The organism is Pseudonocardia sp. P1, from assembly GCF_000178675.2.
In the GTDB taxonomy this organism is placed as follows: Bacteria; Actinomycetota; Actinomycetes; order Mycobacteriales; family Pseudonocardiaceae; genus Pseudonocardia.
Genome location: NZ_ADUJ02000001.1, coordinates 3,615,232 through 3,631,041, shown reverse-complemented (window position 1 = coordinate 3,631,041; position 15,810 = coordinate 3,615,232). Strand labels below are relative to the sequence as shown.

The 15,810-nt window shown below is 74.2% G+C and carries 19 protein-coding genes; 13 read left to right on the top strand and 6 right to left on the bottom strand.

Annotated elements, in window-relative coordinates:
- Positions 1-57 precede the first annotated feature (57 nt).
- Complete coding sequence (locus PP1_RS16600; RefSeq protein ID WP_010230045.1) at positions 58-693, top strand: AmiS/UreI family transporter; 636 nt, start codon at positions 58-60, stop codon at positions 691-693.
- 21 nt (positions 694-714) lie between these two features.
- Here PP1_RS16600 and PP1_RS16595 read toward each other — a convergent pair whose 3' ends face one another.
- Complete coding sequence (locus PP1_RS16595; RefSeq protein WP_010230043.1) at positions 715-1,179, bottom strand: STAS domain-containing protein; 465 nt, start codon at positions 1,177-1,179, stop codon at positions 715-717.
- A gap of 192 nt (positions 1,180-1,371) precedes the next feature.
- Between PP1_RS16595 and deoC the strand changes: the two genes are divergently transcribed.
- The 3 genes from deoC to PP1_RS16580 all read left to right on the top strand — a co-directional run bounded on the left by deoC (position 1,372) and on the right by PP1_RS16580 (position 4,252).
- Positions 1,372-2,094: a deoxyribose-phosphate aldolase gene (deoC, locus tag PP1_RS16590; RefSeq protein WP_010230041.1), complete on the top strand. Its 723-nt coding sequence runs from the start codon at positions 1,372-1,374 to the stop codon at positions 2,092-2,094.
- 65 nt (positions 2,095-2,159) lie between these two features.
- The gene (locus tag PP1_RS16585) at positions 2,160-3,614 is read left to right on the top strand and encodes a hypothetical protein (protein ID WP_075314885.1); all 1,455 of its coding nucleotides are present in this window, start codon (positions 2,160-2,162) and stop codon (positions 3,612-3,614) included.
- Between the two features lie 29 nt (positions 3,615-3,643).
- The gene (locus tag PP1_RS16580; RefSeq protein ID WP_029239192.1) at positions 3,644-4,252 is read left to right on the top strand and encodes a mycothiol-dependent nitroreductase Rv2466c family protein; all 609 of its coding nucleotides are present in this window, start codon (positions 3,644-3,646) and stop codon (positions 4,250-4,252) included.
- Between the two features lie 69 nt (positions 4,253-4,321).
- On the opposite strand, the gene PP1_RS16575 is transcribed toward PP1_RS16580, so the two are convergent.
- Positions 4,322-4,696, bottom strand: a complete 375-nt coding sequence (locus tag PP1_RS16575) for a hypothetical protein (protein WP_010224621.1) — start codon at positions 4,694-4,696, stop codon at positions 4,322-4,324.
- Positions 4,697-5,028: 332 nt separating this feature from the next.
- Positions 5,029-5,667, bottom strand: coding sequence for a TetR/AcrR family transcriptional regulator (locus tag PP1_RS16570; protein WP_010224619.1), 639 nt, complete (start codon positions 5,665-5,667; stop codon positions 5,029-5,031).
- A gap of 100 nt (positions 5,668-5,767) precedes the next feature.
- On the opposite strand from PP1_RS16570, the gene PP1_RS16565 reads away from it, so the two are divergent.
- Positions 5,768-6,298: an SCP2 sterol-binding domain-containing protein gene (locus PP1_RS16565; protein WP_010224617.1), complete on the top strand. Its 531-nt coding sequence runs from the start codon at positions 5,768-5,770 to the stop codon at positions 6,296-6,298.
- Between the two features lie 31 nt (positions 6,299-6,329).
- Entirely contained in the window at positions 6,330-7,538 is a 1,209-nt protein-coding gene (locus tag PP1_RS16560; RefSeq protein WP_010224615.1) for an acyl-CoA dehydrogenase family protein, read from the top strand.
- Between the two features lie 19 nt (positions 7,539-7,557).
- Here PP1_RS16560 and PP1_RS16555 read toward each other — a convergent pair whose 3' ends face one another.
- Positions 7,558-7,914 (bottom strand): MerR family transcriptional regulator, encoded by a 357-nt coding sequence (locus PP1_RS16555; protein WP_010224613.1) that lies wholly within the window; start codon positions 7,912-7,914, stop codon positions 7,558-7,560.
- A 144-nt stretch (positions 7,915-8,058) separates the two neighbouring features.
- Here PP1_RS16555 and PP1_RS16550 point away from each other — a divergent pair, with 144 nt between their 5' ends.
- From PP1_RS16550 to PP1_RS16525, 6 genes are all read left to right on the top strand, one after another.
- Positions 8,059-8,955, top strand: coding sequence for an NmrA/HSCARG family protein (locus tag PP1_RS16550; RefSeq protein ID WP_010224611.1), 897 nt, complete (start codon positions 8,059-8,061; stop codon positions 8,953-8,955).
- A gap of 63 nt (positions 8,956-9,018) precedes the next feature.
- Positions 9,019-9,651: a dihydrofolate reductase family protein gene (locus PP1_RS16545; protein WP_010224609.1), complete on the top strand. Its 633-nt coding sequence runs from the start codon at positions 9,019-9,021 to the stop codon at positions 9,649-9,651.
- 110 nt (positions 9,652-9,761) lie between these two features.
- Positions 9,762-10,778, top strand: a complete 1,017-nt coding sequence (locus PP1_RS16540; RefSeq protein WP_010224607.1) for an esterase/lipase family protein — start codon at positions 9,762-9,764, stop codon at positions 10,776-10,778.
- A 96-nt stretch (positions 10,779-10,874) separates the two neighbouring features.
- Positions 10,875-11,741: a dihydropteroate synthase gene (gene folP, locus PP1_RS16535; RefSeq protein ID WP_010224605.1), complete on the top strand. Its 867-nt coding sequence runs from the start codon at positions 10,875-10,877 to the stop codon at positions 11,739-11,741.
- Positions 11,738-12,502 (top strand): dihydrofolate reductase family protein, encoded by a 765-nt coding sequence (locus tag PP1_RS16530; RefSeq protein ID WP_010224603.1) that lies wholly within the window; start codon positions 11,738-11,740, stop codon positions 12,500-12,502. The genes folP and PP1_RS16530 overlap by 4 nt, the downstream gene beginning before the upstream one ends.
- Before the next feature lie 69 nt (positions 12,503-12,571).
- A complete protein-coding gene (locus PP1_RS16525) occupies positions 12,572-13,132 on the top strand; it encodes a GNAT family N-acetyltransferase (protein ID WP_157178917.1) in 561 nt (186 codons plus the stop codon).
- A gap of 126 nt (positions 13,133-13,258) precedes the next feature.
- Here the strand turns inward: PP1_RS16525 and PP1_RS16520 are convergent, their stop codons facing one another.
- Positions 13,259-13,984 (bottom strand): hypothetical protein, encoded by a 726-nt coding sequence (locus tag PP1_RS16520; RefSeq protein ID WP_010224601.1) that lies wholly within the window; start codon positions 13,982-13,984, stop codon positions 13,259-13,261.
- A 238-nt stretch (positions 13,985-14,222) separates the two neighbouring features.
- Here PP1_RS16520 and PP1_RS16515 point away from each other — a divergent pair, with 238 nt between their 5' ends.
- Positions 14,223-15,374, top strand: a complete 1,152-nt coding sequence (locus PP1_RS16515) for an alpha/beta hydrolase family protein (protein WP_010224600.1) — start codon at positions 14,223-14,225, stop codon at positions 15,372-15,374.
- Between the two features lie 4 nt (positions 15,375-15,378).
- Here PP1_RS16515 and PP1_RS16510 read toward each other — a convergent pair whose 3' ends face one another.
- Positions 15,379-15,771, bottom strand: coding sequence for a hypothetical protein (locus PP1_RS16510; protein WP_010224599.1), 393 nt, complete (start codon positions 15,769-15,771; stop codon positions 15,379-15,381).
- Positions 15,772-15,810: the final 39 nt, after the last annotated feature.

Below are 15,810 nucleotides of genomic sequence, written 5' to 3'. Positions count from 1 at the left end.
GCACCGGGCACCCCCTGCTTCTCCGCACGTACTTCTCCGCACGGGAGGGAGTCAGCGATGGCATCTGTCGGGCTGTTGTTCGTCGGCGCCGTGCTGTTCATCAACGGGGTGATGCTGCTGGGCTGGGTGGACGCGAAGTCCGCCGCGCCGATGAACTTCTTCGTCGGTGGCCTGCAGATCATCACGCCGACCTACCTGATCTTCACCGCCAACGGGGACGCCGACGTGATCCTCGCGGCGTCCGGGCTCTACCTGTTCTCCTTCACCTACCTGTACGTCGCCCTGAACCTCACGCTGAACCTGGACGGCACCGGGCTGGGCTACTTCTGCCTGTTCGTCTTCATCTCGGCGCTGGTGTTCTCGTGGCTGAACTTCACGCGCTTCGCCGATCCCGGATTCGGGGTCATCTGGCTGTACTGGGCGTTCCTCTGGCTGCTGTTCTTCCTGCTGCTGGGGCTCAAACAGGAGCAGCTCGGGCGCTACACCGGCGCGGTCTGCGCCATCCAGGGCTGGGTCACCGGATGGCTCCCGGCACTGCTGCTGCTCACCGGGGCGTACGACGCCCTGACCGGCACGCTGGCCATCGTCCTCGCGGTGTTCGGCGTGGTCGTCTTCGGGGCGTTGTTCCCGTTGCTGGGACGGCGGCGCTCCGGTGGCGCGGTGGCGGCCTCGGACCCGGCCGTGCCCGCCTGACCGGGGACCGTGCCGCGGCGGCTACGCGTCGTCGCGGCGCGGCATCCCGTCGAGCCGGACGTCCGGCGCGGGAACAGCGAAGAGCATGCCCGCCGAGGCGGCCGGCGCCTCCGGCATGCGGTCGACGACGTCGAACAGCTCCATCGCGCCCGTCACCTGCAGTGCGCGCCGGGCCGCACGGCTGGTGCCGCAGGCGACCCGCAGCCGCTTGCCCTCGCCGCCGATCACGTCCCTGGCCTCCAGCAGCGAGGTGAGGCCCGCGGTGCCGAGGAAGTCCACACCGGACAGATCCAGGACGAGGTCGGAGCTCTCCTCGGACCACATGCCGAGCTCCACCCAGAGGTCGGGCGACGTCTCGTCGTCGACGGCGCCGATCGCGTGCAGCACGGTCGCGCCGGAGGGATGGTGGGACCGCTCGAACCGCAGCGCCGGACCGATCTCCTCGGCGGGCTCCGGGACCGGCAGGTGCTGCTCGTCGTCGACCATCGCCAGTCCTCTCGGCGGACCGGTACCTCCGGCACGCCGGGTCAGCATCGCAGCGCCCGGCCGTCACCGCATGTGGTGACCGGAGGGCCGGGCCGTCGGCGCGGCCGACCCGGGGTCACGGGCGCGTAGCCTGCCCGGTGCACGCCAGCACACGCCGTCGCGGGGACCGTCCCGCCACAGAGGAGGACCGCCGTGCCCGCGCCGACCCTCACCGCCACCGAGATCGCCGGGATGATCGACCACGCGATCCTCCGCCCCGAGCTGACCCGGCCCGACGTCGACGCCCAGCTCGACGTCGCCGCGCGCTACCGGATCTTCAGCGTGTGCGTGCGCCCGAGCGACGTCGCGCACGCGGCCGCCCGGCTCGCCGGCACCGGCGTCGCGGTCGGGACCGTGATCGGCTTCCCGCACGGCACGACCAGCACGGCGGCCAAGGTCGCCGAGTCCACGCAGGCGGTCGCCGACGGCGCGGCCGAGCTGGACATGGTGGTCAACGTCGGACGCCTGCGCAGCGGGCTGCTCGACGACGTCGAGGCCGACGTCCGGGCCGTCGTCGGGGCGGCGGGAGGGCGCGTCGTCAAGGTCATCCTCGAGACCGCCCTGCTCTCCGACGACGAGATCGAGGCCGGCTGCCGGGCCGCCGAACGCGCCGGGGCCGCGTTCGTGAAGACCTCGACCGGGTTCGCCGGCGGCGGGGCGACGGCGGAGCACGTCGCGCTGATGCGCCGCACCGTCGGGCCGCAGGTGCAGGTCAAGGCGTCCGGCGGGGTGCGGGACCTGGACACCGTCCTGGCCTTCCACGCCGCGGGCGTGACCCGCTTCGGCACCAGCGGGACGGCCACGATCCTCGACGACGCCGCCGCCCGCGAGTCCGGTGCCACCGGCGGGGCACGGGTGGACGACACCTCGTACTGAGTGCTCCGTGCGGACGCCCGATCTGCGAAGCTGACCGGCGACCGTACGACAGCCCGAGGAGAGCGATGGCCGAGCAGCCCCTCCCGTCCGCGTGGTCGCCCGCCGGCGTCACCGGGACGCTGATCGGCGCCGCCGTCGGGACCGTCGGTGCCGCGGTGGAGATCGGACGCAGGCTCCCGGGCTGGCTCGCCGACGCCCCGCGCGCGGTCGAGGCACTGCCCGCGGTGGCCGGGGAGCTGGGCACGCTGCCGCGCCGCATCGCCGGCGTCGACGCCGCGCTGAGCGGGCTCGCCCCGGTGCTCGACGACGTCCTCGGCCGGGTGGTCGCGCTCTGGGACGACCCGGCCACGGTCGAGCGTGTCGACCGGCTGACCGCGGCGGTCGTCGAGCTGGCGGGGGCGGCCGGTCCGCTGACCGAGCTCGCCGGGGCCCGGCGCGACCTCGGCGTGCTCGCCGGTGCCGTGGAGCCGTTGCGCGAGCTCGGCGGGACGGTCGGGTCGCTGCGGGACCTGGCCTCGGCGGTGGAGCCGCTGCGGGAGCTGGCGTCCGCGGTGGAGCCGCTGCGTGAGCTCGGAGCCGCGGTCGAGCCGCTGCGCGAGCTGGCGGCGGTGCGGGAGGACCTGCACGAGCTGGCCGCGGTGCGCGCGGACCTGCACGAGCTCGCGTCCGCCGCGGGGCCGCTGCGGGAGCTGGCCACCGCCGTCGAGCCCCTGCGGGAGCTGGCAGGCGCCGTCGAACCGCTCCGGGAGCTGGGCACCGCCGTGGACCCGTTGCGGGAGCTGAGCACGGCGACCGGACCTTTGCGGGAGCTGAGCACGGCCGTGGACCCGTTGCGGGAGCTGAGCACGGCGACCGGACCTTTGCGGGAGCTGAGCTCCGCCGTGGACCCGTTGCGCGAGCTGGGCACGGCGGTCGGGCCGTTGCGTGAGCTGGCCGCGGCGGGACTCCACCTCGAGGGGCTCGCCGGTGCGGTCGGAGCGGTCGAGGAGCTCGCCGCCGCGCGGGGCGACCTCGCGCGGCTGGCCGAGGCCGTCGGACCGCTGCAGGAGCTGGCCGGGGCCCGTGCGGACCTCGGCGAGCTGGCCGGCGCGGTACCGCCGCTGCGCGAGCTGGCGCGCACCCGGGAGGACCTGGCCGCACTCGCGGGCGCCGTGGAACCGCTGCGCGAGCTGGCCCGGACCCGCGACGACCTGGCGGCGCTGGCCGCGTCGATCGGGGAGGACGGCGCGGTGCAGCGGATCGCCTCCGCCGTCGCCGACCCCGCGACCGAGGCCGACGGCTCCGCCCCCCGCCTCGCGGCGCTCGACACGAACCTGGCCCAGGCCGCGGACCGGCTCACCGCGGTCGCCCCGGACCTGCGGGCGGTCGCGGCCCGGATCGACGCCCTCGACCGGCAGATCGGGGTGCTCGCCGACGCGCTCGCGCCGCTGCAGGGCACCACCGAGCGGATCGGGCGGATCGTCGACCGGCTGCCGGACCGCACGCGGCGCCTCGTCACCCGTCCCGCGCCGGAGGCGTGATCCGGCTCGCCGGTGGGAACAGGGCCGGTGTGACGACCCGTGTGGACCTGTTCGTCGATCCCGTCTGCCCGTTCGCCTGGATCGCCTTCCGGTGGCTGACCGAGGAGGTGGTCCCGGCCCGTGACGTCGATCTGCGGGTGCGGCTGATGAGCCTCGCCGTGCTGAACGAGGGCCGCGAGGGACACACCCCCGAGCACGAGAAGGGTGGGGACAGCGCCTGGCGCCCGGTGCGGGCCGGCACGGCGCTGCGCCGGGAGCGTGGCGAGCCGGGGGTCCGGGAGTTCGTCCGGGCCTTCGGGGACCGCTACCACCAGGAGCGGGTCCGCCCGCGGGACGCCGCCCTGCGCGCCGCGCTCGACGACGTCGGTGCGGCCGGCCTGCACCGGTTCGCCGACGACCCCGCCCACGACGACGAGGTGCGGGCCGAGCACGCCGCCGGCCAGGAGCCGGTCGGCGACGACGTCGGGACACCCGTCCTGCACGTGGAGGGCGTGGCGTTCTTCGGTCCCGTCCTCGGTGCGGTCCCGCGGGGGCAGGAGTCGCTCGACGCCTTCGACGGCGCCGTGCTGCTGGCCCGCAACCCGATGTTCTACGAGCTCAAGCGCACCCGGAGCGGTGGCATCGACCTGGCGTCCTGACCCGTTCCGACCTGTCCCGGATCCGGGAGGCGGGGGGCCGCCTCCCGGACCGGTGCGCCGGGAGTCCGGTCAGCCGGCGAGGCCGGCGATCTGCTCCACGACGGTCTTCTGGGCCTGGTCGGTCCTGGCCGCGTTGTCCTGCTCGTTGGCCGAGTCGATCCCGTTGTCCTGGACGATCGACTGCTCGGTGCCCGTGTCCGAGTCCTCGTTCGCGACGGCGCCCAGGCCGAGCACGTCGGTCGCGTTGACGGCCGGGTTGGCCTGGGTGACCGGGGCGAGCGACGTGTTGTCCTGGTCGGTGCCGGCCGCCTGGCCGGACGAGGCGGTCGCGTCCGAGGTCTGGTTCTGCCCGGAGGTGTCGTCGGCGAAGGCCATGCCGGCGACGCCGAGGGTCATCGGCACCGCCAGCGCGGTGGCGGTGAGGGTGCGCACGGTCTGACGCATGAAAGGTGTTCCCTTCGACAGTTCTCTTCTCACGTGCACGTACCCGGAATGGCGGTACGCGCTGCCCCGAAAGGTAGTGGCGATCGACCGTGGACGCCCACCGGATCGGCGGTGACGAATTCGGCACCGCATTCGGTGAACCGGTGTCCCGGGTCGCTCGTAGGGGTCGGACCTGCAGCGGAACGGGAGCAAACGAGGGGTGCTGACCTGCTTGGACACAGGTCTCACTCGGTCGGGTGACATCCACGATCGAGTGTGCACCCGAATAATGCCGTGCGCAGCCGAATTGCGGTGAGAAATGCGCCGAGAAATGTCTACCGGCCCTCGGCGGCTCAGGTGAGAGTGTCGCGGATCCGTTCGAGTCCGGGCCAGATCAGGGTCGTCAGCGTCTCCGCCAGCGCGTCGGGATCCTCCGCTCCGGGGGTGCCGGCCGTACCGGCCCAGTCGGCGAGACCCTCCGCCGCGCCCGTCAGGGCCGCGGCCACCGGTCCGGCGACGGCGGCCGGGTCGGCGCCCGCGGGGATCGCGAGCTCGGCGGCCAGCAGCTCGGCGATCCGTCCGACGATGCGCGACCTGGCCTCGTGCACCTCGTCGGCGAACACCCCGGTCCTGGCCTGCCGGTAGAGCACCGCCCAGCCGTCCCGGTGGGTGGTGACGGTGGTGAAGAACGCCCGCAGTCCGCGTCGCAGCCGCTCCTCGGCGTCCGCGGCGGGGCCGCCGGCGGCGTCGGACACCGACCCCAGCAGGCGCTCGGACTCGCGCCGGATGCAGCGCCGCAGCAGCTCCTCCTTCGAGCCGCCGCCGTGGGTGTAGACCATCGGCTTCGACACCCCGGCCTGTTCGGCGACGGCGTCCATCGACGCGTCGTGGAAGCCGGAGCGGGAGAACACGCGCACGGCCGCGTCGAGCACCTGCTTCTCGCGCTGCTCGGGGGGCAGGCGACGGCGGCGGGAGCCCGGCGGGGATGCCATCTCGACACCTTAACTACTCATGCGTAAAGTACCGAGCATCCCGACCCCGGTACCGCGAGTACCGGGCACTTACGGCAACCACGGCGAGGTGGAGCGAACGATGGCCGAGACGGTCGACATCAACGAGCTGGGCCGCAGCGTGGACCCGAAGTCCCTGTCCGACGAGGAGCTCCTCTCCACCCTCGGGACGGCGCTCCGCGACGGCGACCCGAAGGACGTCGATCCGTCGATCTTCGCCCGGCTGGTGAAGAGCGCGTCGAAGCAGCAGCTCGCGACCGTCATGTCGTCGGACATCCGCCGGCCGGTGCTGGAAGCGATCTTCGGGCGGATGAGCGAGTTCTACTCGTCGAAGGGGGCCGGCGGGAACCGTCAGGTCGTGCACTGGCACATCAAGGACGGCGCGACCGTCGACAGCTTCCAGACCGTGCTGCACGAGGGCACCTGCACCGTCACCCACGGCACCGACGAGGACCCCCGGACCGCGCTGACCATGCCCGGCACCGAGTTCCTCAAGGTCGCCACGAACAACGCCAACCCGGTGACGCTGTTCATGATGCGCAAGCTGAAGGTCGAGGGCGACGTCGGATTCGCGACCGCCCTGCAGAAGATGTTCCAGATCCCGTCCGCCTGACGACGACCGGCACCGACCTGCGGAGAAGTAGATGACCTCCTTCGAACTGTCCGAGGAGCACCGCGAGCTCCAGGAGTGGGTGCACGGGTTCGCCGCCGACGTCGTCCGCCCGGCCGCCGCCGAGTGGGACGAGCGCGAGGAGACCCCGTGGCCGATCCTCCAGGAGGCCGCGAAGATCGAGCTCTACAACTTCGAGACGCTCGCGTCGTTCTGGGGCGACGAGACCGGCCTGTCGATGCCGCTCGTCAACGAGGAGCTCTTCTGGGGCGACGGCGGCATCGGGATGGCGATCTTCGGGACGACCCTCGCGGTGGCGGGCATCTTCGCCTCCGGCACCCCGGACCAGATGGTCGAGTTCATCCCCCAGTGCTACGGCGACGCCTCCGACCCGAAGGTCGGCGCGTTCTGCTCGTCCGAGCCCGACGCCGGCTCCGACGTCTCGGCGATGCGCACCCGCGCCGTGTACGACGAGGCCCGTGACGAGTGGACGCTGACCGGGCAGAAGGCCTGGGCGACCAACGGCGGCATCGCGAACATCCACGTCGTGCAGGCCGTCGTGGACCCGGAGCTGGGGAGCAAGGGGCAGGCGGCGTTCGTCGTCCCGCCCGGCACCCCTGGGCTGGAGTCCACCCGCAAGATCAAGAAGATGGGGCTGCGGGCGTCGCACACCGCGGACGTCTTCCTCGACGAGGTGAAGCTCCCCGGCAGCTGCCTGCTCGGCGGGAAGGAGAAGCTCGACGAGCGGCTCGCCCGGGCCCGTGAGGGGGCGAGGTCGACCGGCTCGGCCGCGATGCAGACCTTCGAGCTGTCCCGGCCGACCGTCGGCTCGCAGGCCGTCGGCATCGCCCGTGCCGCCTACGAGTACGCCCTGGAGTACGCCAAGGACCGGGTCGCGTTCGGCCGACCGATCATCGAGAACCAGTCGATCTCCTTCATGCTCGCCGACATGAAGACCGAGATCGACGCCGCCCGGCTGCTGGTGCACCGGGCCGCGTGGATGGGCCGCAACGGCGTGCCCTTCACCGCCGGCGAGGGGTCGATGTCGAAGCTCAAGGCCGGCCGGGTCGCGGTGTGGTCGACCGAGCGGGCGATCCAGATCCTGGGCGGCGCCGGGTACTCCCGCGAGCACCCGGTGGAGCGGATGCACCGCGACTCCAAGATCTACGACATCTTCGAGGGCACCGAGCAGATCCAGCAGCTGGTGATCGCCCGCGCCATCTCGGGGAAGCACCTGGCCTGAGCGGCGCGGCCTCGGCCGGTCAGGGGTCGCGCGGGACCTGCCCGTGCGCCTCGCCGATGCACCGGTCGAGCCGGTCGCGCACGTCCTGCAGTTCCGCGAGCCGCCGGTCGAGGCGGTCGCGTTCGGCGACCAGGAGATCCAGCAGCTCGGGTGACACCTCGCCGGAGTCCGCGAACGGCAGGATCTCGCGGACGGCCCTGCTGGGCAGGCCGGAGGCGTAGAGCTGCTGGATCAGCCCGACCCGGTCGACGGCGCCGTCCGGGTAGCGGCGCTGGCCACCGGGGTTCCGGGTGGACCGCAGGAGACCCTGCTCCTCGTAGTAGCGCAGCGACCGCACGCTGACGCCCGCCCTGGCGGCGACCTCGCCGATCCGCACCCGGCCTCCCGTGTCGATCTCCGTCCGAGGCTTGCACCTGACGTCGGTGTCATGTTCTAGCGTAGCCGTCATCGACGCGGGTGACACCGTCCCGACCGGCGAGGACGGTGTGCCCCGGGGCTTCGGGGAGGACCGGACGTGACCATGGACAGGACCGTCGCCGTGCTGGGTGCCACGGGACAGCAGGGGGGTGCGGTCGCCGCGGCACTGCTGGACGACGGCTGGCGGGTCCGGGCGGTCGTGCGCGACCCGTCGACCGACCGGGCCCGGTCCCTCGCCGCCGCCGGTGCCGAGACCGTCCGCGGCGATCTCGACGATCCGGGGTCGCTCCGCGCGGCCTTCGCCGGCGCGCACGGGGTCTTCAGCGTCCAGCCGAACTCGGGCCAGGCCGGCGCCACCGTGACGGACGAGGACGAGGTCCGGTTCGGGACGACGGTGGCCGACGTCGCCGAGGGCTGCGGCGTCGTGCACCTCGTCCACAGCTCGACGGTCGCCGCGGGGCCGACGCCGACCGGCGTCCCCCATCTGGACACCAAGAGCCGGATCGAGGCCCGCGTCCGGGAGCTGGGCATCGCCACCACGATCGTCCGGCCCGCCACGTTCCTGGAGCTCCTGGTGGCCCCCGGAGCGGGGCTCGACCGCGGGCGGATGTCGTTCCTGACGACCCCGGACCGGGTCGTCCAGGTCATCGCGGTCCGCGACATCGGACGGATCGTCGCCGGGGTGTTCGGGGCGGCCGACCGCTACGCGGGCCGGACCCTCGACATCGCCGGTGACGCCGTCACCGGCAGGGTCCTGGCCGAGCACCTGACCCGGGCCGCCGGTCGTCCGATCGGCTACAGCCGCCTGTCCGATGCGGTGCTGGAGCAGGACCCGGTACTCGGGCGGCTGGCGGCGCTCTTCGAGGACGGCAGGCTCGCCGGTCACGCGGACCTCGACGCCCTCCGCGCGGAGTTCCCGTCGCTGCTGCGCGCCGACGACTGGCTGGCGGGTCCCGGCGCGCCCCTCCTCGCGGAGGCGCTCGGCCCGGCCGTCCGATGAGTTCCGGGCCGCCGGGACGTCGTACGGGTAGCAGCGACGCCCCGGCCGTCTGAGGAGCCCGTCATGTCACTCGTCCGCGTCCACAACTTCGCCGTCTCCCTGGACGGGTTCGGCACCGGTGAGGGGCGGACCCGCGAGGAACCGTTCGGTCACGCCGGGCAGCGGTTGCACCAGTGGATGTTCGCCACCCGGTGGTGGGGCGCCGGCGGCAGCAGCGGCGTCGACGACGCGTTCGTCCAGCGGTTCGACGACGGCATCGGCGCCGAGATCATGGGCGCCGGGAAGTACGGCTTCCCGGGCTGGCACGCCGACCCGGAGTGGCGCGGGCACTGGGGCCCGAACCCGCCGTTCCACACGCCGGTCCACGTCCTCACCCGGCACACCCGCCCGTCGCTGGAGATGGAGGGCGGCACGACGTTCCACTTCCTCGACGCGACGCCCGCCGAGGCACTCGCGGCGGCCCGCGAGTCCGCCGGCGGCAAGGACGTCCGCATCGGGGGCGGCGCCACCGTGGTCCGTGACTTCGTCGCGGCCGGCCTCGTCGACCACCTGCACGTCGTCGTCGTGCCGATCCTGCTGGGCCGGGGCGTGCGGCTCTGGGACGGGCTGGAGGGCATCGAGCGGGACTACGCCGTGGAGGCCACGTCGTCACCCGCCGGTGTCACCCACCTGACGTTCACCCGGACCCGCCACTGATCCCATCGTTTCGACGAGAACCGGCCCGGAGCTGCAGGACGTCCGGGTGCGCGTCACCTGGGCGCCGCTGCGTCGTTGCCCGATCAGAAGATCGAGATCGGGGGACGACCATGATCCGGACGACGACGTCCGCGCGGTCCGTGCTGCTGGCGCTCGCCGCGGCCGGGGCCTGCCTGCTGGGTGCGGCCGGGGTGGCGGTGGCGTCCCCCGGGGACGACGGCACCACCGGCCCGGAGCTCACCGCCCCCGGGGTCGGGGAGAACCTCACCTGCTTCGGCGACCTGTCCGACGACACGGCCGGCGCACCCGTCCTGCTCGTGCCGGGCACCACGCTCGACCCGGACGTCAACTTCGACTGGAACTACGCCCGCGCCTTCGCCGCCGAGGGCCGGTCGTACTGCTGGGTGGAGCTGCCGCGGCACGCCACCGGCGACATCCAGGTCGCGGCCGAGCACGTCGTCGACGCGATCCGCACGATGCACGACGAGTCCGGCGACCGGATCGCCGTCGTCGGGTTCAGCCAGGGCGGCATGGTGCCCCGCTGGGCGCTCAAGTACTGGCCGGACACCCGCGGCATGGTCTCCGACATGATCGGGATCGACCCGTCCAACCACGGCACGCTCGACGCCTACCCGGTCTGCGCGCCCGGCTGCGTCCCGGCGTTCCACCAGCAGCAGACCGGGTCGCAGCTCCTCGGTGCCCTCAACGACGGGCCGGAGACCTTCGCCGGGATCGACTACACGGTCGTCTACACCGTCACCGACGAGGTCGTCGTCCCCAACCTCCCGCCGGCGGCGAGCTCCGAGCTGCGCGGGGGCGAGGGTGCGACCGCCAACATCCCCGTGCAGCGGATCTGCCCCGCGCACGTCGCCGAGCACCTGATCATGGGCTCGACCGACCCGGTCGGGTACGCCGTCGTCGCCGACGCGCTGGAGCACGACGGTCCGGCGTCCGCCGACCGGATCGACCGCGCGACCTGCCTGCAGGCCGTGATGCCCGCCGTCGACCCGGTGGCGCTGCCGGTGAACGAGGCCCGGCTGCTCGGCCAGGTCGGGACGAGCATCGCGACCGAGCCGCGGACCGTCGCCGAGGAGCCGCTGCGGGACTACGCGCGCGACGACGCCTGATCCCGGCCCGCACCGGGTGGCCGGGACGGCCCGGTGGTGGTCAAGATGGGACACGAGCCGGGTCCGACGGGCCCGGCCGTGTTGCGAGGAGGACCTGTGCCGAGCCTGACGTTCCGCGGACGCACCTGGAACCGCGACCGGGCGATGGTCATGGCGATCGTGAACCGGACCCCGGACTCGTTCTACGACCACGGGGTCACCTTCGCCGAGCAGGCCGCACGGGACCGGATCACCGCCGTCGTCCGCGAGGGCGCCGACGTCATCGACATCGGCGGGGTGCCGGCCAGCCCCGGCACCGAGGTCACCGAGCAGGAGGAGATCGACCGGGTCGTCCCGACGGTCGAGTGGGCCCGCCGGGAGTTCCCGGACGTCGTGATCTCGGTCGACACGTTCCGGGCCGGACCGGCCGAGGCCGTCTGCGCGGCCGGGGCCGATCTCGTCAACGACAACTGGGCCGCGGCCGACGGCGGGATCCTCGACGTCGCCGCCCGCTACGGCGCCGGCTACGTCAGCGCGCACACCGACCACGTCACCCCGCGCACCGAGCCGCACCGGCCCCGCTACGCCGACGTCCTCGGCACCGTGGTCACCCAGACCGTCGCGCTCGCGGAGAAGGCGGTGGCGGCGGGCGTCCCGGCCGGCGGGATCCTCATCGACCCGGCGATCGACTTCTCCAAGAACACCCTGCACAGCCTGCAGGTGCTGCGCGGGATCGAGGAGATGGTCGCGACCGGCTGGCCGGTGCTGCTCGCGATGTCGAACAAGACCGTCGTCGGGGAGTCGCTGGCCGTCCCGCTGGAGGAGCGGCTGACCGGGACCCTCGCCGCGACCGCGATCGCCGCCGACCGCGGCGTCGCGATGGTCCGTGCGCACCAGGCCCGTGCCACGCGGGAGACCTGCGAGATGGTCGCGACCGTGCGCGGCGAGCGGCGACCGTCGCGCGCGGTGAGACTGCTCGCGTGAGCGTGATCCACCAGATCTTTCCCGCCGGGGACGCCGGCCCGCTGTCCACCGAACAGCTCGAACGGCTCTACGCCTACCCCGACGACCGGCTGCGGGTGTGCGTCAACTTCGTGTCCAGCGCGGACGGGGCCGTCGAGGTCGCGGGCGGCTCGGCGGGCCTGTCGACCCCACCGGACCGGGCGGTGCTGGATCTGGGGACCGACCTCGCCGACGTCGTCCTGGTCGCGGCCGGGACGGCCACCGCCGAGGGCTTCACCGGGGTGAAGCACGGCGGCCGGATGGACGACCGGCGCCGCCGGTTCGGTCTCGCCCCGATCCCGTCCACGGCGGTGGTCACCGCGTCCGGGCGGTCCCTCGATCCGGCGTCGCCGGTGCTGACCGACACCCTGGTCCCGACGATCGTGCTGACCTGCGCCGCCGCCCCCGAGGACCTGCGGCGGAGCTGGGCCGACGCGGGGGCCGACGTGGTGCTCACCGGCGACGGCGCCGTCGACCTGCCCGTGGCGGTCGCCGAGCTCGGCCGGCGCGGTCTGCGGCGGATCAACTGCATGGGCGGCCCGGCGCTGTTCGGCGGCCTCGCCGAGGCCGGTCTGGTCGACGAGCTGCGCCTCACCCTGGCGCCGTTCCTCGTCTCCGGGGAGGCGGGGAGGATCGCCCGCGGCGCCGGGATGGACCCGGCCCGGCTCGAGCTGGTCAGTGTCGTCACCGGTGACGACACGCTGTTGGTGCGGTACCGGGTCAGGGGGGCGGCCACGACCTGATCCCGCCTCCGAGTCATTCTCCGGGAGGGTGCGGTCACGGACGGCGACGGGTGCGGCAGGATGGGTGTCGTGCCCAGGCCCTCGAACACGCTGGCGGACGGCGTGGTGGTCCTCAGCCCGCTCGGCTGGGACGACGTGGAGCCGCACCTGGCCGGCGAGGACGCCGAGCTGGTCCGCTGGCTGAGCGGCGGCCCGGGGACGCCCGCGACCGTCCGGGCGCACGTGCGCCGCGCGATCGACCGGTGGGCCGACGACGGCCCGAAGCTCAGCTTCGGCATCCGGCTCGACGGCGGCACCGTGCTGGCCGGGACGATCGAGGCCGAGCTCGATCCCCTCGCCCGCCGGGCGGGACTGTCGTACGGGATCTACGCGGCCTACCGGCGGCGGGGGCTGGCGACCCGGGCCGTCCGTCTCGCGGCCCGCTACCTCGGCGAACGCGGGGACGTGCACCGGATCTCGATCGACGTCGATCCAGCGAACACGGCCTCGATCGGGGTGGCGCGCCGGGCCGGGTTCCGGTTCCTCCGGCACGTGCGCGACGACGAGGGCGCCTTCGACCGCTACGAGCTGATCGTGCGGGCGCCGGTGGTGCCGGCTCCGCCGCCGGAGCCGCGGCACCGCGGGTTCTGACCCGCCCGGAACGAGGTACGGCCGCCCGTCCCGCCACGCGCCCGGTGCGGCGGGCGGAGCGGGGACGGACGGCCGTGGGGTGCCGGTCGGGGAGCCCGGCGACCGACGATCGGGGGATACCCGACGTCAGAGGGTGACGTTCGGCGCCTCGACGTACATGACGTCCGGGATCGAGAGGGTGGGGAGCGCCTCGGCGTCCGGCAGCGGCAGGTCCTCGGCGGACGGCAGCGCGTCGGCGGAGGGGAGCTCCGGCAGGCCGTCGGTCGGGAGCGCGTCCGTCGGGAGCGCGTCGGTCGACAGGGCGTCGGCGCCGGGCAGCGACGGCGCGGGGAGCGTCGTGGCGGTCGGCAGGGCGTCCGTGGGGAGCGCGTCGGTCGACAGGGCGTCGGTGGGCAGCGCGTCGGTCGGGAGCGCGTCGGCGGGGGAGCTCGACTCCTCGTCGTCGGACTGCTCGTCCTCGGCGGCCTGCAGGTCGGCCTCCTGCTGCGCGCCCGAGGGGACGCCGGACGGCACGGAGTCGGCCGAGGGCAGCGCGTCGGTGGACGGCAGGGAGTCGCCGGTGGGCAGCTCCGGGAGGCCCGGCAGCGAGTCCGCGGTCGGGAGCTCCGGCAGGCCGGAGGCCTCCATCTCGGGGCCCTGGATCTGGCCGAAGGTGACCGAGCTGTCGTCGGTCGCGACGGTGCCGTCCTCGTCGGGGGTCGGGAGGGCGTCGGTCAGCGACGACGCGTCCGGGGCCTCGGGGATCTCGGGGAGCTCGGCGGCCGAGGCCTGACCGGCGACGCCGGCACCCAGCACGGCGATTCCCGCGCCGGCCAGGGAGAACCGGAGCGCGTTGCGGGCGAGCGAGTTCATTCGCGCGTCCTTTCGAACTGATGGGGGTCATGGGGAGCTGGGGGACCGCACTGTCCCTCCGACGGCCCAACGAGGGGTGGGGGTGCCGGTTTCGCTACGCAGTGATCTTGAAGCTAATGTCACCCGAACGAGTGGCAACCTGAGAGGGGTCTCGCACGTACAGGTTCGATCCGTCGTGACCGACCGTTTTCGCCGAGGCCCCGTGTGGTGCGAACGAGGTGCAGAGCAGGATGGCTGCGTGCGCGCCGCTCCGATCCCGTCCTCCCGGCCGGTTCCCGGTTACGCGGCCGCCGGCGTCCTGGCCGGTGCACTCGGTGGTGCCGGGGGAGCGGCGGCGGTCTGCTGGCACTACTCCACGGTCCTGCTCCACCCCTCCGGTGACCCGGGGCTGCCCGAGCGGGTGCTCGCGGCCGGTGACGGGACCGTCGAGCTGGCGCGGACCCGGCTCGTGTCCCAGCCCGGGGTGTGGGGGCTGCGCGGTGCCGCGGGGCTGAGCGTCGTCGGGCCGGTGCTGGAACGGGACCGCAGGCGGGTCGTGCGCGAGCTGCGGGCCGGACCCGTGCCGGAGACCGGCGCCGCCGTGCTCGACGCCGGGCCGTTCGACCCCGATCCCGGTGCCCGCGGCCTGGAGTTCGACGAGGTCGAGGTGCCCACCGACCTCGGTCCGGCACCGGCATGGCGGGTCGCGCCGCCGTCCGGAGCGGACGGTGGGACCTGGGCGCTGTGCGTGCACGGGCGCGGCGGGACCCGGCGGGAGGCCCTGCGGGCGCTGCCCGCCCTGCACGCGGCCGGCCTGACCTCGCTGGTGGTCAGCTACCGCGGCGACGGGACGGCCCCGGCCGCGCCGGACGGGCGCTCGCACCTCGGTGACACCGAGTGGGAGGACGTCGCCGCGGCGGCGGCCTACGCGGTCGTGCACGGGGCCCGGCGGCTGGTGCTGGTGGGCTGGTCGATGGGGGCCGCGGTCGGCGGCGCGTTCCTCGACCGGTCGTCGCACGCCGGCCGGGTCGCGGCCGTCGTCTGGGACGCGCCGCTGCTCGACTGGCGCCGCACGCTGCGCAGGCAGGCCCGCAACCGGGCGCTGCCGCCGTCGCTGGCGGGGGTCGCGGCCCTGCTGACGGAGCGGCGGATCGGGATCGACCTGGACCGGTTCGACCTGGTCCGGAACCCGCCCGCGGTCCGCCCGCCGACGCTCCTGCTGCACAGCGACGCCGACACGGCGGTCCCCGTCGAGCTCAGCCGCGACCTCGCGACCACCGCGCCGGCCAGGGGCTGGCCGGTCACCTACCGGGAGTTCGCCGGTACCGAGCACACCGGCAGCTGGAACGCCGACCCGGACGGCTACGAGGCGGCCGTCACCGGGTTCCTCGGGACGGTCCTCCCGGGCTGACCCGTCAGCTCGTGGAGTTCTGAGCGGGCCCCTGCCCGATCGGCTTGCCGTGGATCTGCTGGTCCGACGGCGGGGTGGTCGGCACCGGGGTGCCCGGGTCGACGGCGCGCTCCCGGCGGAGCAGCGTGGCCCAGGCGTAGGCGGCGAGACCGGTCAGCAGGACGACGGCCACGATCCACGGCGCGCGACGGGTCCGCACCGGGGCCGGATCGATCGCCGCGGCGAGCGCCCGGCGGGCGTCCTCCACCTGGTGAGAGACCGAACCGGACAGGTCCGCCACCGCGTCGGACACCGAGGAGGCGGCGGCCCCGCCCGCGATCCGTCCCGCGTCGGCGAGCGTGTGCACGGCCTCGGCGGCGTCCTTGCGGGCCTTCGCCCGCTTGCGGTCGGTGCTCATGTTCCGGACCTGCTTCCCACGGATGCGGCTGCGTACTGG

Excerpts from the sequence above, each read along its gene's own strand:
- PP1_RS16585 (WP_075314885.1), top strand. The coding sequence starts at position 2,160 with ATGGCCGAGCAGCCCCTCCCGTCCGCGTGGTCGCCCGCCGGCGTCACC.
- PP1_RS16520 (WP_010224601.1), bottom strand. The coding sequence starts at position 13,984 with ATGAACTCGCTCGCCCGCAACGCGCTCCGGTTCTCCCTGGCCGGCGCG.
- PP1_RS16565 (WP_010224617.1), top strand. The coding sequence starts at position 5,768 with ATGGCCGAGACGGTCGACATCAACGAGCTGGGCCGCAGCGTGGACCCG.
- PP1_RS16570 (WP_010224619.1), bottom strand. The coding sequence starts at position 5,667 with ATGGCATCCCCGCCGGGCTCCCGCCGCCGTCGCCTGCCCCCCGAGCAG.
- PP1_RS16510 (WP_010224599.1), bottom strand. The coding sequence starts at position 15,771 with ATGAGCACCGACCGCAAGCGGGCGAAGGCCCGCAAGGACGCCGCCGAG.
- PP1_RS16595 (WP_010230043.1), bottom strand. The coding sequence starts at position 1,179 with ATGGTCGACGACGAGCAGCACCTGCCGGTCCCGGAGCCCGCCGAGGAG.
- PP1_RS16600 (WP_010230045.1), top strand. The coding sequence starts at position 58 with ATGGCATCTGTCGGGCTGTTGTTCGTCGGCGCCGTGCTGTTCATCAAC.
- PP1_RS16540 (WP_010224607.1), top strand. The coding sequence starts at position 9,762 with ATGATCCGGACGACGACGTCCGCGCGGTCCGTGCTGCTGGCGCTCGCC.
- PP1_RS16575 (WP_010224621.1), bottom strand. The coding sequence starts at position 4,696 with ATGCGTCAGACCGTGCGCACCCTCACCGCCACCGCGCTGGCGGTGCCG.
- PP1_RS16560 (WP_010224615.1), top strand. The coding sequence starts at position 6,330 with ATGACCTCCTTCGAACTGTCCGAGGAGCACCGCGAGCTCCAGGAGTGG.
- PP1_RS16550 (WP_010224611.1), top strand. The coding sequence starts at position 8,059 with ATGGACAGGACCGTCGCCGTGCTGGGTGCCACGGGACAGCAGGGGGGT.
- PP1_RS16545 (WP_010224609.1), top strand. The coding sequence starts at position 9,019 with ATGTCACTCGTCCGCGTCCACAACTTCGCCGTCTCCCTGGACGGGTTC.